Raw genomic sequence first — 16539 nt, 5'->3', positions numbered from 1 at the left:
ATCAGAGCCGTCTGAGTTCGGATCCGCGAACACGCTTCTGATCCAGCAGTGTTTCTGATAGATGCGCCTCGGGTGGCACGATGATCGGATGGCAGCAAGCGCATCGGACAATGGACCCGACGGTATCCGCCACGCGTGGAGCCCCCGCCTGGCCCTCCTGGTGGCGGCAACGTTCTTTATGGAGTTCCTGGACGGCACGGTCCTCACCACCGCCATCCCCAACATTTCCGCCGATTTCCGGGTCCCCGCGGCCGACGTGAACATCACCATGACGGCCTACCTGCTGACCGTGGCCGTGGGCATTCCGATCAGCGGCTGGTTGGCGGAACGGTTCGGAGCCCGGCGGATCTTCTGCCTGGCCATCGCCGTCTTTACCGTGGCCTCGCTGGCCTGCTCGCTGAGCCAGGACCTGGCCACGTTGACCCTGAGCCGCATCGCCCAGGGGGCAGGTGGCGCAATGATGGTTCCAGTGGGAACGCTGCTGGTTCTCCGCGGCACACCCAAATCCGAGCTGCTCCGCGCCACTGCCTTCCTGGTGTGGCCGGGGCTCCTGGCACCGGTCCTGGCACCCTTGGTGGGCGGCGCACTGACCACCTACCTGTCCTGGCACTGGATCTTCCTGATCAACCTTCCCCTTGGCCTTGCGGCCTTCCTTGCCGCGTTGAGGCTGGTGCCCAGGTCAGCAGGGGACCCGGGCCGCCGGCTCGACTGGCCCGGCCTGTTCCTCACCACGGTGGGCGTCGGCGCCCTGGTGGTAGGCCTGGAACTGGCGAGCGCGATCCCGGACACGCCCTGGGCCGGGATCAGCGCAGCATCCGGTGCCGCGTCGCTTGCCGCCGCCGTGCTGTGGATGCGCCGTACCCGGAATCCGCTGTTCAACCTGGACGTGTTCCGCACCCGGACCTTCCGTGCCATGGCGACGGGCGGGTTCGTCTACCGGCTCACCATCAGTTCCGTCCCATTCCTGCTGCCGCTGATGTTCCAGGCAGGATTCGGCTGGTCGCCCATCCACGCCGGCATCATGGTGGCGGCAGTCTTCATTGGCAACATCGGCATCAAGCCGGCCACCACGCCGCTGATCCGGCGCTTCGGCTTCAAGGCCATGTTGGTGTTCGCGTCGCTGGCGTCGGCCGCAACCTTCGCCGCCTGTGCCCTGCTGACGCCCGAGACTCCCCAGGCCGTGATGTTCGCCCTGCTCGTCTGCAGCGGAGCCTTCCGGTCCATCGGCTTCTCGGCTTACGCCTCAGTGCAGTACGCGGACATCGTGCCGGCCCAGCTGACGTCCGCGAACACCGTCTCGGCCACGCTCGTTCAACTGGCCACGGGGGCGGGCATAGCGGTGGGGGCCCTGCTGATCCGGATCTTCGACGGGCTGGCCGCATTTCCCCAGGACCCTGCGGGGCCATTCCGCGGGGCGTTCCTGGTCATGGCCGCCCTGATGCTCGCCAGCACCCTCGACAGCCTGTTCCTGCCGCGGCATGCGGGCGCTGAAGTCAGCCGGCCTGGAGTGAACAATCCTGTGCCCAGCGGTCCAGAGGTCAGCCGGCCTGGGCCAGGACCAGCGGAAGAACAGCTCCAGCCCCGGCCTGCCGAAGAGCGCGGCCCGCGACCGTAAGTGTCCACCGGCTGTCCGCCAGGTCATCAATGAGCATCACACTTTGCCCCTGGATACCGCCCATCGCCGCTGCAAGCTCCGGCCCAACCACCAGGCGGTCCCAGACCCCGGCCAGCCGGTAGGCGCTGTTGCCGCCCCGGCCTCCGGTGGGGCCGCCGTGTGCAAGCTGCAGCTCGCCAAGGTAGGGAATACGGCCAATCTCCGAGATCCCCCTGGCAAGGGATCCGACCAGCTGCGGCTTGCTCCGGGACGGGACGCTGATAATGGCAGCGGGCCTCCCGGCCCCGCTCCAGCCCGGCGTGCGTGAATCACCGGCACCCCATTCCCGCAGGACCTGAACACATGCCTGCAGCATGCCCGGGTCCACGGGCCGGTCCTCGGCGCCGGCAGCAAAAAGCTCACGCAAGGCACCGCCCCACCCCAGATCGGTGAGCCTGGCGAGGACACGCCCTTCTGCAAGGCCTTCACCGGGCTTAAGCTTGCCCTTCACTGGGACGCCCAGGCGGTCCATCCCGCTGGGCCACTGCAGCCGTACTTCCAGCACACCGCCGGCCCTGCTGAGGGTCTGGTTCGCCGCGGCCGTGGCATCGGCCGCCACCTCCGCCTGGAACCACTGCCCGGCGCAGTTGTCGCACCGCCCGCAGGGGTGTGCCGTTTCGTCGTCGAGGACCGACGTGATGTACTCCATCCGGCAGCCAGCCGTGTCCTGGTAGATGATCATGGAGTCCTGCTCGTCCACGCGGGCCTCGGCGATCCTCTGGTACCGCTCCGCGTCGTAGACCCACGGCTGCCCGGTGGACCGCCAGCCGCCGCCGACGCGTTCCACGGCACCGTCCACCGACAGGACCTTCAGCAGCAGCTCGAGGGGGGTTCGGCGGAGGTCCACCCGCGCCTCCAGCGCCACCGTGGAGAGCGCCGTACCGGCCTCGGCCAGTGCAGTCAGGACAGCCGCCGCCTTGTCCTCCGAGGGCATGGAGGCGGTGGCGAAGTACTGCCAGATTTCGCGGTCCTCGGAGCCGGGCAGCAGCAGGACGTCGGCGTTGGCGGCGCCACGTCCGGCGCGGCCCACCTGCTGGTAGTAGGCCACCGGCGAGGACGGTGCGCCGAGGTGCACCACGAAACCAAGGTCCGGTTTATCGAATCCCATCCCGAGGGCAGAGGTGGCAACCAGTGCTTTGACCTGGTTGTCCTTCAGCAGCTGTTCGGCGCGTTCCCTGTCGGCGGGGTCGGTGCGGCCGGTGTAGGCAAGGACTTCGTGGCCCGCTTCGGCCAGGAGCCTGGCAGTGTCCTCCGCCGCGGAAACCGTCAGGGTGTAGATGATGCCGCTGCCGGGGAGGTCGGACAGGTGCGTCAGGAGCCAGCCCAGGCGCTGCTTGGAGTCGGGCAGCGTCAGGACGCCCAGCCGCAGCGAATCGCGGCCCAGGGCGCCGCGGATGGTGAGGACCCCCGCTCCGAGCTGTTCCTCGATATCGTGCACCACGCGCGAATTCGCGGTGGCCGTGGTGGCCAGCACCGGGACCGACTCCGGCAGCCGGGTGATGAGATCAGCGATCCTGCGGTAGTCCGGGCGGAAATCGTGCCCCCAGTCGGAGATGCAGTGGGCTTCGTCGATCACCAGCAGGCCGGTCCGCCGGATCAGTTCGGGCAGCTGGTTTTCACGGAAGGAGGGATTGGTGAGCCGCTCAGGGGAGACCAGCAGGACGTCCACCTCGTCTGCGGCCAGCTGCTCCCGGACGGTGTCCCATTCGAGCTGGTTGGCGGAGTTGATGGCCACCGCGCGGACCCCGGCCCTGGCTGCGGCGGCCACCTGGTCACGCATCAGGGCAAGCAGGGGCGAGACGATCAGGGTGGGACCGGCACCCCGGCGCCGCAAAAGCAGGGACGCGACAAAGTACACGGCCGACTTTCCCCAGCCGGTGCGCTGGACCACCAAAGCCCGCCGGCCGCCGTCCACCAGCGCCTCAATGGCTTCATACTGTCCCTCGTGGAAACCGGCTTCGGGGTGTCCCACCAGCTCCCGGAGGACCTCCAGCGCCTGGTGGTGCGTTCCGGAAGCTGAAGAAGCGGAGCCGGAAAGGGCGGCATCGGCAACGGCAACTGTTGAGGGGGGCGTGTCAGAGAGCGTGGCGTGCTGGTTATCGACCATTGATTCAGTATCCCAGCCCCCTCCGACACCCGGCACCTCGGCAGCACGCATGTGGAAAGCCGGGAACAGTCGCGACCGTCATATTCTGCAGCCCCCACCCCTCCTCCACAGGCACCTTCCGCGTCCACGTAAGATAAAGCCCGTGACTAGCGAACAGACAACGACTTTTGATCTCTCGGCATCCTTCAAGGCCTACGACGTCCGTGGCATTGTGGGCGAGTCCATCACCGCCGAAATCGTCGAAGCCGTGGGGGCCGCTTTCGTGGACGTCCTGCAGCTCGAAGGCCAGACCATCCTGGTGGGCGGGGACATGCGTCCGTCCTCCCCCGAATTCAGCAAGGCCTTCGCCAAGGGGGCAGCCACGCGCGGCGCCAACGTCGAGCTGCTGGACCTGATTTCCACCGATGAGCTGTATTTCGCCTGCGGTTTCCTCAACCGCGCCGGTGCCACCTTCACCGCCAGTCACAACCCGGCCGGCTACAACGGCATCAAGATGTCCAAGGCCGGCGCCGTCCCCATCTCCTCCGAAACCGGCCTCAAGGACATCCAGACCCTCGCCGAGCACTACCTCAACACCGGCTCCATCCCCGCCGCCGGCGCCCGCGGCCTGATCGGCGTCCGCGACGTCCTCAAGGACTACTCCGAGTACCTCCGCAAGCTGGTGGACCTTTCCGGCTCCCGGCCCCTGAAGGTTGTGGTGGATGCCGGAAACGGCATGGCCGGCCTCACCACCCCCGCGGTCCTGGGTGACGCCCTGCTCCCCAAGCTGCCCTTTGACATCATTCCCCTGTACTTCGAGCTGGACGGCTCCTTCCCCAACCACCCCGCCAACCCGCTGGAGCCGGAGAACCTTCGCGACCTGCAGGCCGCCGTGGTCGAGCACGGTGCGGACATCGGCCTGGCGTTCGACGGCGATGCCGACCGCTGCTTCGTGGTGGACGAGAAGGGCGAGCCCGTCTCGCCCTCGGCCATCACCGGCATGGTGGCCCGCCGGGAAATCGCCCGGGCCAAGGCCCTGGGCGAGACCACTCCCACGATCATCCACAACCTCCTCACCTCCCGCGCCGTATCCGAATTGGTGGAGCGCGACGGCGGCCGCGCCGTCCGCACCCGTGTGGGCCACTCGTTCATCAAGGCGGTCATGGCAGAGGAAGGCGCAGTGTTCGGCGGCGAGCACTCAGCGCACTTCTACTTCCGCGACTTCTGGAACGCTGATACCGGCATGCTGGCTGCTATGCATGTCCTCGCCGCCCTGGGTGAGCAGGACGGCCCCCTGTCAGAGCTCGGCCGTGAATACGAGCCCTACGTCAGCTCCGGGGAAATCAACTCGGAGGTGGACGACAAGCCCGCCGCCGTCGAGCGTGTGCGTGCAGCCTTTGCCGGCGAAGACATCACCATCGACACCATGGACGGCAGCACGTTCACGGCGAACGACGGCAGCTACTGGTTCAACCTGCGCCCGTCCAACACGGAACCGTTCCTGCGGCTCAATGCCGAAGCAACGGACCGCGGCACCATGGAACGGATCCGCGACCGCGTCCTGTCGATCGTCCGGGCCTAATCCGGGATGGCGGACCATACGGGGCCAGCAGCAGAAGAACAGGCCGGCTGGCGTGATTCTGTTCCGGAAGGCACGGCCACTGACCTGGAGAACCTCCTGGGAACGGGCGTCAGCGCCGCCCAGGAGCAACTCCAGCGCAACGGCGGGTTCATGCCTTTCGCCCTGACGGTGCAGAACGACGGCGAGGTGCGGCTCGTGGCTGTCTCCCCGGCCGACGCGGCGGAGGGAACGGACGCGGACTTCGACGCCGACGCCATGATCAGTGACCTGCAGGCCCTGCTGCGGCAGAACCGGGACGACTTCCGGGCGGCCGCCGTGGTCTGCGACATCCTGCTGGTGGAAGAGGATTCGGACGCCATCCACGTGGCCGCGGAACACCGGGACGGATCGGTTTTTGCTGCCGTGCTGCCATATGCAGCCAACCCGGCCACCAGGACCTGGGAGTTCGGCGAATTGGGTGCGGACACCAACGAACCCTCAATCTGGGTGGACTAGACCGCGGTCCGGCCATGAAGATCAACGCCTTCGCCGACGTCAGCCTGCGGGCATTGATGGTGCTTGCTGCCGTTCCCGGCGGTGAGCTGCTCACCACCCAGAACATCGCCGATGCGGTGGGAACGCCCTACAACCACGTCAGCAAGGCCATGGCCAAGCTCCGGATCATGGGCCTGATCGAGGTAGTCCGGGGCAGGGCGGGCGGATCCCGCCTGAGCCACGCGGGACGCACGGCAACCGTGGGGCAAATCCTGCGCGAACTCGACACCCGCAGCGACCCGGCGGAGTGCGTCGCACCCAGCGGCAACTGCCCGCTCATCAACGAGTGCCATCTGCGCGGCGCCCTGGCACGGGCCCGGGAGGCGTTCTACCGGGAGCTCGATTCCGTGGTGATCGCAGACCTGCCGGGCTCCCGCCAGATGGCTCCCGTCTTCACCATGATCGGCCTCCGGCCAGGCCTTTAGCCTCCCCGCGCCATGGCCCGGAACACCGCGGCAACGTCCGTCCGCGTAAGTTGATTTCATCTTCTACAAGCTGTAGAACTTGAGGTGTGAATACACGCATTTCAAATGCTTGTATTCGTGACTGGCCGGACGAAGGCCCCGGCCGCTATCTCAGGAGTCCGTATGCTCTCGGAAAAGTCCCGCCCCGCCATTGAAGCCACCCTTCCGCTGGTCGGGTCGCGGATCGGCGCGATCACGCCCAAGTTCTACTCCCGCCTTTTTGCGGCCCACCCCGAATTGCTGGACGGACTTTTCAGCCGCTCCAACCAGCGGTCAGGCAACCAGCAGCAGGCACTGGCAGGCAGCATTGCGGCGTTCGCGGGCCACCTGCTCAGCAACCCGGGCACGCTCCCCGAGGCCGTCCTGTCCCGCATCGCGCACAAGCACGCTTCCCTGGGCATCACCGAGCCGCAGTACCAGGTGGTCTACGAGCACCTGTTCGCCGCCATCGCCGAGGACCTCGCCGAGGTCATCACCCCGGAGATCGCCGAAGCCTGGACCGAGGTTTACTGGCTGATGGCCGATGCCCTGGTCAAGATCGAAAAGGGGCTGTACGCCAGCCAGGCCAATGACCGGATGTGGACGCCCTGGCGGGTTGCGGCCAAGACGCCGGCCGGCACGGGTGCCATGACCTTCACGCTGGAGCCGGCGGACGATACGCCGGTCACCGCGGCGCTCCCGGGCCAGTACGTCAGCGTCAAGGTAGTCCTGCCCGAAGGCCTGCGGCAGGTCCGCCAGTATTCCCTGTCCGCGGACGCCGGCAGCAGCCGCACCTTCACCACCAAGCTGGACGACGGCGGCGAGGTCTCCCCCGTGCTTCACAACAATGTGCAGGCGGGCGACATCCTGGAGATCTCGAACCCGTACGGGGAGATCACCCTCAAGGACGGCGACGGCCCGGTGGTCCTGGCCTCCGCAGGAATCGGCTGCACCCCGACGGCTTCGATCCTGCGTTCGCTGGCGGATACCGGAACGGACCGGCAGGTCCTGGTGCTCCATGCGGAAAGCACCCTGGACAGCTGGGCCCTGCGCGGCCAGATGACGGCTGACGTGCAGCGCCTGGACAGTGCCCAACTCCAGCTGTGGCTGGAAAAGCCTGAGGCGGGCGCCCGGGAGGGCTTCATGTCACTGCGGGAAGTGGACCTGCCGGCCGACGCATCCCTCTATCTCTGCGGGCCGCTGCCCTTCATGAAGAGCATCCGCAACGAGGCCATCAACGCCGGCATCCCGGCCACCCGGATCCACTACGAAGTCTTCGGACCGGACATCTGGCTGGCCAGCTGACGTCCGCATCGATTGCTCCAGAATCGCCGTTTTGACAAGCGAAAAGGGCAATTACGGAGCAATCGATTGAGGAACGACGACGGCCCCGCACCTTTCGCTGGAAAGGTGCGGGACCGTCGTCGTACTTTTTGGGCTACTGGCCCAGGCGCTTCTTCAGCCCGGCGAGCTCGGACTGGAGCGCCTCCGGGAGGGAGTCGCCGAAGTTGGCGAACCATTCCTCGATGGAGGCAAGCTCTGCGGCCCACTCGGTGGGGTCAACCTTGACGGCTTCCTCCACCTGAGCCGGGGTCATGTCCAGGCCTTCGAGGTCGATGGCGTCGCCGGTGGGGACGAACCCGATGGGGGTCTCCACGGCGTCGGCCTTGCCTTCGAGGCGCTCGATGGCCCACTTCAGGACGCGGGCGTTGTCGCCGAAGCCGGGCCAGGCGAAGCCGCCCTCGGAGTTCCGGCGGAACCAGTTGACCAGGAAGATCTTGGGCAGGCGCTCCGGGTTGGCCTTGGCCGACAGGTTGACCCAGTGGTTCAGGTAGTCGCCTGCGTCGTAGCCGATGAAGGGGAGCATGGCCATCGGGTCGCGGCGGACCACGCCCACGGCACCGGCTGCCGCGGCAGTGGTTTCGGAGGACAGGGTGGATCCCATGAAGATGCCGTTGGTCCAGCTGCGGGCCTCGGTGACCAGCGGGATGGTGGTCTTGCGGCGGCCGCCGAACAGGATGGCGGACAGCTCCACGCCGTTGGGGCTGTGGTATTCCTCGGCCAGCATGTCGATCTGGTCGATCGGGGTGCAGAATCGCGAGTTGGGGTGGGCGGCCGGCTTGTCCGAGTCCGGAGTCCAGGAGTTGCCCTGCCAGTCGGTCAGGTGTGCGGGGACTTCCTCGGTCATGCCCTCCCACCAGACGCCGCCGTCGTCGGTCAGCGCCACGTTGGTGAAGATGCTGTTGCCCTTGGCGATGGCGCGCATGGCGTTGGGGTTGGTGCCCCAGCCGGTGCCCGGGGCAACGCCAAAGAGGCCGGCCTCGGGATTGACGGCGCGCAGCTCGCCTTCCTTGCCGAACCGCATCCAGGTGATGTCGTCGCCGAGGGTCTCCACCTTCCAGCCCTTGATGGTGGGATCGAGCAGGGCGAGGTTGGTCTTGCCGCAGGCGGAGGGGAACGCCGCGGACAGGTAGTACGTCTTCTGCTCCGGGGAGGTGAGCTTGAGGATGAGCATGTGCTCAGCCAGCCAGCCTTCATCGTGTGCCATGACGGAGGCGATGCGCAGGGCGTAGCACTTCTTGCCCAGCAGCGCGTTTCCGCCGTAGCCGGAGCCGAAGGACCAAATGGAGCGCTCCTCCGGGAAGTGGACAATCCACTTGTCCGGGTTGCACGGCCACGGCACGTCCGCCTGGCCTGCTTCCAGCGGAGCACCCAGGGAGTGCAGCGCGGGCACGTAGAAGGCGTTGGTTTCGGTGATCCGGTTCAGGACATCGGTGCCGATGCGGGCCATGATGCGCATGGAGGCAACAACGTAGGCGCTGTCCGTGATTTCGACGCCGAACTTCGGGTCTTCTGCGTCGAGGTGGCCCATGACGAACGGGATGACGTACATGGTGCGGCCGCGCATGCAGCCGGCGAACAGCCCGCGAAGCTTGTCCTTCATCTCGGCCGGGGGCATCCAGTTGTTGGTGAAGCCGGCGTCGTGCCTGTTTTCGGAGCAGATGAAGGTCTGCTCCTCAACCCGGGCCACGTCAGCGGGGTCCGAGAAGGCGGCGAAGGAGTTCGGGAACAACTCCTGGTTCAGCCGGGTCAGGGTGCCGGCTGCAACAAGCTCATCGGTGAGACGGGTGTTTTCCTCTTCGGACCCGTCAACCCAGTAGATGCGGTCCGGCTGCGTAAGCTCAGCAACCTCTTCGACCCATGCCAGCAGACCGGCATGTGTGGTGGGTGCATTCTCAAGCAGCGGCTTCTGCGCCAGATCGCCCATTGCGGTTCCCTTCCTCGGGTTCATCGGTGTGTCCTAAATGCTATGGTCCGGACCACTGCCGTTTTTTGGGAGCATGCTTAGGGAATCTGCAGCTTCAGACGGGAATCCGCGTAAATCCAAGGAATAGTTGCTAGAAATAGGCCGATTAAGTGACGAAGGTCACCTATACCGGTCTAGTCGTGCAGGTTACATGCCTTTCGATTTGGCACTACGGCCAACCCTCGCGTAAAGTAATTCGAGGTTCAGGGAGAGCGGTTCTTCTCCAGGAACACGAGATGCGCCCATAGCTCAGCTGGATAGAGCGTCTGTCTACGGAACAGAAGGTCAGGGGTTCGAATCCCTTTGGGCGCACAGACAAGGTCCGCACCGGTTCGCCGGTGCGGACCTTTTGTTTTAAGTTTTGTTACCGCCTCCCGGGCTGGCCGCCAACCCGCGCTTCCCGCCCCACCTCCGGGCGTAGGCTTTCCCCATGAGGCCCCAGCCTGTTGAACGCGAATTTGATGTTGTGGTGATCGGCGCAGGCGCCGTAGGGGAAAACGTCGCCGACCGGGTTGTGCAGGGCGGACTGACCGCTGTGCTGGTGGAGGCGGAGCTGGTGGGCGGCGAATGCTCCTACTGGGCATGCATGCCGTCGAAGGCAATGCTCCGGCCCGGCACCGCCCTGCACGGAGCACAGACCACGCCCGGAGCCAAGGAAGCGGTCACCCGTACACTCGACGCCGCCGCCGTCCTGAAGCGCAGGGATTACTTCACCGCCAACTGGCAGGACGACAGCCAGGTTTCGTGGGTCAAGGAGACCGGGATCGAACTGGTGCGCGGCCACGGCTGGCTGACGGCGCCGAAAATGGTGGAGGTGGCGGGGCTGGACGGCACGTCGCACCAACTGCAGGCACGCCATGCAGTAGTCCTGGCCACCGGCGCCATGCCCACCATGCCTCCCATCGAGGGACTGCAGGACGTGCAGGTGTGGGGCACCCGCGAAGCCACGTCGGCCAGCGAGGTTCCGGAACGGCTTGCCGTACTGGGCGGCGGCGTGGCAGGCACCGAGCTGGCCCAGGCCTTCGCCCGGCTGGGATCAGCCGTGACCCTCGTCGCGCGCAGCGGACTGCTCGGAAACTTCCCCCGGGAGGCTGCCGGCCTGGTGGCGGCCGGCCTGCGTGCGGACGGCGTGGAGCTGCGCCTCGATACAGCCACGGAGCGCATCAGCGGGAACGACGACGGCACGTTCAGCCTCGAGCTGGGTGACGGAACCACCCTCACCGTGGACAAGGTCCTGGTATCCACCGGCCGGCATCCTGCCCTGGAAGGCCTTGGCCTGGAGAGCGTCGGCTTCGAACCGGACGGGCACGGCCGCCTCGTCCTGGCAACGGACGAGTCCGGCCTGGTGGGCGGAACTCCCGGTGACGAGCCCTGGCTCTACGCGGTGGGGGACGCCGCCGGGAAGAACCTCTTCACCCACCAGGGGAAGTACGAGGCCCGCGCCACCGGCGATGCCATCGCCGCCCGTGCAAAGGGGGAGCTTAACGGCACGCCGGGCGCCTGGAGCCGGTACGCGCAGACAGCCAACCAGCACGCCGTGCCGAGCGTCGTTTTCACCGACCCCGAACTGGCCTCCGTGGGCCGGACCTTGGAGAAGGCGCGGAACGACGGGTACAACGCCTCCTCCGTGGAGCTTCCCATCCAGGTTGCCGGATCCTCGCTGCACTCCGAGAACTACGAAGGCTGGGGCCAGCTGGTGGTGGACGAGGACCGGAGGGTGCTCCTCGGTGCAACCTTCGCCGGACCCGACGTGGCCGAACTGCTGCACGCCGCCACGATCGCCGTGGTGGGCGAGGTTCCGCTCGACCGGCTGTGGCACGCCGTTCCCTCCTACCCCACCATCAGCGAGGTATGGCTGCGTCTTTTGGAGAAGTACGGCCTCTAAGCCTATTTGTACTGACTGGTCAGTTTAGCTAGGCTGGAAGCAGATGCATTCTGTGAAAGGCAACCTTGCTCTCAGCACACCAGCTTCACGTCAAAGGCCGCCGCGATCCCCTGCTTCCCCCTACTTCACTCCAGGTCAGCCGTGGCGAGCTGCTGCTTGTGACCGGGGGCCGGCAGGACCAGCGGACATCCCTCTCCCTCGTTCTCAGCGGCAGGATGAAGGCCAGCAGCGGCCTCATCAGCTGGGACAACCAGCAGCGCGTCAGGCCCCTTCGGCTGGCCAGTGCGCTGGTGGACTCCCCCAAGGTCAATGAACCCGAGCAGCACCTGAGTGTCCGTGACCTGGTGACGGAGGACCTTGCCCTGGTGCCGCGCCGCTACCGGGGAGCCCTCCTCAGCAAGCCGTGGCTCAAAGTGAACAGCTTCGAGGACATCGCGGACCTTTGGACGGAGCAGCTGGCGCCCGGCAGGCGCCTGGAACTTTTGACGGCGCTGGCGCTGGCCAACCCCCGCACGGACCTGCTGGTTGTCGACTCCCCAGACCGGCACAGCGCGGACGACGGCGACTGGCTGCCGCGGCTGCAGCGTTTGGCGTCCGACGGCGGCAGGCAACTTGCCGTCGTCGCTGCGGTCAGTGCCCTCCCGCCGTCGTGGACGGGGCCCACCGCCGCGATCGGCAATGCCATCCAGCACCAGCCCGCACGGCAGGCAGAACAGCAGCAGGACGCCACCGCCCAGCCGGACAACCAGGACACCGAACTCGAAACAGAGGTTGCCAAGTGACCGTACTGCGGCTGGCCCGCTCAGAACTCAAGCGCATGACCGGCGGCCTGCTGCCCAAGCTGACAATCCTTGCCCTGACCATGGTGCCGCTCTTGTACGGCGCCGTGTACCTGTACGCCAACTGGGATCCGTACGGCAACCTGGACCACCTGGATGCCGCCCTGGTGGTGGAGGATTCGGGCGCCACAGCCAGCGACGGCAGCCACCTTTCGGCCGGCACCAAGGTGGCGGACAGCCTGGTGGAAGGGAACGTCTTCCACTGGGTGCCCGTGGACAGCACGGCCGAAGCCGACCAGGGCGTCAGCGACGGCAAGTACGCCTTTGCCCTGAAGATTCCGAAGGACTTCTCGGCCAACCTGGTATCGCCGGGCAGCTTTGATTCGGCCAGCAAAGCAATGCTCAACGTCACCACCAACGACGCCAACAACTACCTCCTGAGCACCATCGTGGACAAACTGACAACATCGGTCCACTCCACGGTGGCCACCGAGGTGGGCGAGGAAACGGCCAACCAGCTGCTCACCGGCTTTGGCACAATCCACACCCGGATGGTCAAGGCAGCCGAAGGCGCCGGACAGCTGGCAAGCGGCGTAGCAGGCCTTCGCGACGGCACCGTCACCCTTCATGAGGGGACCGCCGGGCTCAGCAGCGGAGCCTCCGAGCTGTATGCCGGACAGCTGAAGCTGCGGGACGGCGCCAACCAGCTGACCGACGGCGCCGGGCAGCTGAGCAGCGGACTGTCCACCCTCAAGGACAAGACCGCCTCGTTGCCCACCGATTCGCAGACCCTCGCCAACGGCGCCGCACGGGTGGCCGCGGGGAACGCCCAGCTGAATACCAAGGTCCAGGACGTGGCAGCCCAGCTGGACGCCGCCGACCAGGGCCTCCGTACACGGGTCATCGAATCCAATACCCGGCTAATCGCCTCGGGCGTCCTGACCCAGGAACAGGCTGACAGCATCCTGGCCGATTTCGATGCGGTGGCAGCATCCAGCCCTGTTGCAGCGGCAAAAACGAAAATCGAGACCGACGCGGCCCAGATTCAGCAGCTGGCCGACGGCGCCGAAGCCGTCAGCGTGGGTGCCGCCCAGCTGGCCGCCAGTACGCCGGCGCTCCGGGACGCGATTCAGCAGGCGTCCGGTGGAGCCGACCAGCTGCACACCGGCGCTGCCACGCTTGCCACCGGTGGGCAGGCAGCCCTGGACGGCACCGCCGCCCTGGTGGACGGTGCGCGGAAGCTGGACGCGGGTGCAGCGCAGCTGGAGGAAGGCGCCGGCACGGCCGCGGACGGCTCACGGACCCTCGCCGACGAGATCGGCAAGGGAGCGGGGCAGGTGCCCAACCCGGATGACGCGCAAAAGAGCAACCTGTCCCGCGTCATGGCGGATCCGGTTGCCGTCAGCAACGTCTCGCAGGCAAAAGCCGATTCGTATGGGGCGGGGCTGGCGCCGTTCTTCCTCACCCTCGCCTTGTGGATCGGCATCTTTATGCTGGTGCAGGCAATGCGCCCCATCACCCGGCGGGCGCTCGCCTCCAACGCGCCGTCCTGGAAGATCGCACTGGGCGGCTGGCTCCCCTTCCTTGCCGTTTCCGTGGTGCAGGCCACCCTCCTGACCCTGGTGGTGAACCTGGCCCTCGGCCTGAACCCGGCCCACCCGGTCCTGACGTGGCTCTTTATGCTGGCTGCAGCCATGGCCTTCAGCGCCATCATCCAGGGCGTGGTGGCGCTGCTGGGCTCACCCGGCAAACTGGTGGTGCTGATCCTGCTGGTGCTCCAACTGGTGTCCTCCGGCGGAACATTCCCCTGGCAGACCACTCCGCAGCCCCTCCACGTGATCCACGAAATCCTGCCCATGGGCTACGTGGTCACGGGCATGAGGCACCTGATTTACGGCGCCGACCTTTCCATGATTGTTCCCACGGTGGCCGGGCTCCTGGGCTACACCCTGCTGGGCACGGTCCTGTCCACGCTGGCCGTCCGCAAGAACAAGTACTGGACCCTGAAGACGCCTAAACCGGAGATCGCGGTATGACCTCTATGACCCCCGGGGCACCGGCACCAAAGGGGTCGGCGCCAAAGGGGTCGGCACCGAAGGGACAGCGCCCGGCACGGACCACCGCCACCCGGCAGAAGCTTTTCGACGCCTCCATGGCACTCATCGGTGAACGCGGTGCCGCCAACGTCACCGTGGACGAGATCGCCGCCGCCGCCGGAGTGTCCAAGGGCACCGTCTATTACAACTTCGGCAGCAAGTCAGAGCTCATTGCCCAGTTGCTGCGACACGGCGTTGACATCCTCAAGGCCCGCCTGCTGGGGGCGGCAGAGGACGGGACAGTGGGCCCAGGGACAGCCGGTCCGGGGACAACCAGAGACCCGTTGCTGGCCATGGAGGCAATGATCGGGCAGGCCATGGATTTTATGGCCGAATATCCGTCCTTCGCACGCCTCTGGGTCAGCGAAAACTGGCGGACGCCCAGTGAATGGCAGGGTACGTTCACGGTACTGCGCGGTGAGCTGCTGGCCGTGATCGGGCAAGCGGTGGAGAGCGTGGCGAAGGCCTACCCCGTGGACGAATCGGTGTCCCGGGGCAGCCTGGAGACGGCCATTTTTGGTGCCTGCTTCGTGGTGGGCCTGGACCGCCAGACCTACAATCCCGAGCGCACCCGTGACCAAAGCGTTGCAGCAATCATGGCCATCATGCGCGGCTACGTGCTGAAGCCGCCCGCTCCTCAGGAATGATGGTTGACATGCGGCATATTGGGAACAGCGGAAAGTTTGCGGTCATCTGCGGCATCGTCGCTGCCGGGTTGCTTGTACTCACGGGAATCACGCTCGCGGAACCGGTGTTCGTCGCGTTCCTGGGCGTCCTGGGCCTGGCCTACGTTGCCGCTGTGGCCGAGATCCTTGCCCGGGGGCGGCGGTTCATGCTGCTGGCCGCCGGCGCCGGCACCAGCCTCACGGTCGGCTTCGCCCTGGCGTTCATGGGCACGTGGGAACTGGCATACGACGGACAGTCCTCATTCCTGGGTACTCCCCTGCCCACCAGCGACCCCGACAACTACTTCATTGGTGCCGCTGCCTCGTCCCTCGCCACCCTGCTGGTCCTGTTCCTCGGCGCCGCCTGGCCCGCCGGACGGCGGCCCGGCACCCCGAGCGGCAGGCAGTCCCCGGCACAGCGGCGTCCGGCCGCCACAACGGGGCGCCCTGCCGCAAGGAACACAGCAACAGCTCAGCGGGCCTCCGGTTCACGCGTTCCGGGGAGGGTGCCCGCGGCAGCCAAGCGGCCGTCGTCCGTCCCGCCGGTCCGCACGCCGGCACCCAAGCCGGGTGCCGGTTCGGCACCCCGGCGCTGACGCCGCCGGCCGCCAACGGTGAGCACCGCCGTCGCCACCCCGCCCAGGAGCAGCAGCCCGCCGGCCAGTTCGGTGGGCGTCGGAACCTCCCCCAGTGCCAGCCAGGCAGCCGTCATCCCCACCACGGGGACCAGCAAAGTAAATGGGACAACGGCCGACGACGGGTGGCTGGCCAGGAGCCGGTTCCAGATTCCGTAGCCCACGAGCGAGGCAAACACCGCGGTGTAGAGGGCGCTGAGGATTGTGGGCGGCTGCAGGGTGGTGAGCGTGGCGATGACCTCGTCCGGGCCGTCGACGAGCAGGGAAAGCGCGGCCAGGGGCAACGGCACCACCGCGCCGGACCAGACCACCAGGCCAAGTCCGGAGGCAGCCTTGGCCTTGCGGGCAATAACATTTCCGGCAGCCCAGGAGAGGGCCGCGGCCAGCACAATGAGCAGGGGCAACAGCGGTGCCACGGCGCTGCGCCCCACTGCAACCACCGCCAGGCCCGCCACGCCCAGGACAACACCTGCCAGCTGCCTGCGGTTCGGCCGCTCCCCCAGGAAGGCGGCGGCGAGGAGGACCGTCAGCAGCACCTGGGCCTGCAGCACCAGCGACGCGAGGCCCGCCGGCATGCCCATGGCCATGGACAGGTAGAGGAGGCCGAACTGGCCCGCGCTCATGAACAGCCCGACGCCGACGATCGCCTTCCAGCTGACGTCCGGTTTCCTGATGAAGAAGATCCACGGGAAGACGACGAGCACAAAGCGCATTGCCACAAACAGGAGCGGGGGCACTTCGTGGCCTTCGGGGTGGAGCCCGACGTCGATGGCAACGAAGTTCAGGCCCCACAGGACGGCAACCAGGGCGGCGAGGAGGGAATCTCGGAGGTTCACGCTCCCACTGTGTCAGAGCACGGGCACATTGCGGGCC

Annotated in this window: 12 protein-coding genes and 1 tRNA gene; 10 read left to right on the top strand and 3 right to left on the bottom strand. The window is 66.9% G+C overall.

From position 1 onward, the window contains the following. Positions 1-88 precede the first annotated feature (88 nt). Positions 89-1615 (top strand): MFS transporter, encoded by a 1527-nt coding sequence (locus DXK94_RS17635; RefSeq protein ID WP_115525925.1) that lies wholly within the window; start codon positions 89-91, stop codon positions 1613-1615. Here the strand turns inward: DXK94_RS17635 and DXK94_RS17630 are convergent. After that, the gene (locus DXK94_RS17630) at positions 1539-3761 is read right to left on the bottom strand and encodes an ATP-dependent DNA helicase RecQ (protein WP_115525951.1); all 2223 of its coding nucleotides are present in this window, start codon (positions 3759-3761) and stop codon (positions 1539-1541) included. The genes DXK94_RS17635 and DXK94_RS17630 overlap by 77 nt on opposite strands. A gap of 142 nt (positions 3762-3903) precedes the next feature. Between DXK94_RS17630 and DXK94_RS17625 the strand changes: the two genes are divergently transcribed. The 4 genes from DXK94_RS17625 to DXK94_RS17610 all read left to right on the top strand — a co-directional run bounded on the left by DXK94_RS17625 (position 3904) and on the right by DXK94_RS17610 (position 7604). Further along, complete coding sequence (locus DXK94_RS17625) at positions 3904-5322, top strand: phosphomannomutase/phosphoglucomutase (protein WP_115525924.1); 1419 nt, start codon at positions 3904-3906, stop codon at positions 5320-5322. Between the two features lie 6 nt (positions 5323-5328). Beyond that, positions 5329-5817, top strand: a complete 489-nt coding sequence (locus tag DXK94_RS17620) for a hypothetical protein (protein WP_079598303.1) — start codon at positions 5329-5331, stop codon at positions 5815-5817. A gap of 14 nt (positions 5818-5831) precedes the next feature. Then, on the top strand, positions 5832-6281 hold the full coding sequence (locus DXK94_RS17615; RefSeq protein WP_079598304.1) for an Rrf2 family transcriptional regulator: 450 nt from the start codon (positions 5832-5834) through the stop codon (positions 6279-6281). 162 nt (positions 6282-6443) lie between these two features. After that, a complete protein-coding gene (locus DXK94_RS17610; protein ID WP_115525923.1) occupies positions 6444-7604 on the top strand; it encodes a globin domain-containing protein in 1161 nt (386 codons plus the stop codon). A gap of 133 nt (positions 7605-7737) precedes the next feature. Here the strand turns inward: DXK94_RS17610 and DXK94_RS17605 are convergent, their stop codons facing one another. Further along, positions 7738-9567: a phosphoenolpyruvate carboxykinase (GTP) gene (locus DXK94_RS17605; RefSeq protein ID WP_115525922.1), complete on the bottom strand. Its 1830-nt coding sequence runs from the start codon at positions 9565-9567 to the stop codon at positions 7738-7740. A 277-nt stretch (positions 9568-9844) separates the two neighbouring features. Here DXK94_RS17605 and DXK94_RS17600 point away from each other — a divergent pair. The 5 genes from DXK94_RS17600 to DXK94_RS17580 all read left to right on the top strand — a co-directional run bounded on the left by DXK94_RS17600 (position 9845) and on the right by DXK94_RS17580 (position 15013). Continuing rightward, positions 9845-9918, top strand: a tRNA-Arg gene (locus tag DXK94_RS17600). Positions 9919-10036: 118 nt separating this feature from the next. Beyond that, a complete protein-coding gene (locus DXK94_RS17595; RefSeq protein WP_115525921.1) occupies positions 10037-11491 on the top strand; it encodes an NAD(P)/FAD-dependent oxidoreductase in 1455 nt (484 codons plus the stop codon). A gap of 65 nt (positions 11492-11556) precedes the next feature. After that, complete coding sequence (locus tag DXK94_RS17590; protein WP_115525920.1) at positions 11557-12273, top strand: ABC transporter ATP-binding protein; 717 nt, start codon at positions 11557-11559, stop codon at positions 12271-12273. Further along, complete coding sequence (locus DXK94_RS17585) at positions 12270-14306, top strand: YhgE/Pip domain-containing protein (protein WP_115525919.1); 2037 nt, start codon at positions 12270-12272, stop codon at positions 14304-14306. The genes DXK94_RS17590 and DXK94_RS17585 overlap by 4 nt, the downstream gene beginning before the upstream one ends. Before the next feature lie 5 nt (positions 14307-14311). After that, a complete protein-coding gene (locus tag DXK94_RS17580; protein WP_115525918.1) occupies positions 14312-15013 on the top strand; it encodes a TetR/AcrR family transcriptional regulator in 702 nt (233 codons plus the stop codon). A gap of 490 nt (positions 15014-15503) precedes the next feature. Here the strand turns inward: DXK94_RS17580 and DXK94_RS17570 are convergent, their stop codons facing one another. Beyond that, complete coding sequence (locus DXK94_RS17570) at positions 15504-16502, bottom strand: EamA family transporter (RefSeq protein WP_115525917.1); 999 nt, start codon at positions 16500-16502, stop codon at positions 15504-15506. Between the last annotated feature and the right edge of the window lie 37 nt (positions 16503-16539).

Origin of the sequence: Arthrobacter sp. RT-1, from assembly GCF_003367205.1 — a bacterium.
In the GTDB taxonomy this organism is placed as follows: Bacteria; Actinomycetota; Actinomycetes; order Actinomycetales; family Micrococcaceae; genus Arthrobacter.
This window is presented reverse-complemented; position numbering and strand designations above follow the sequence as displayed.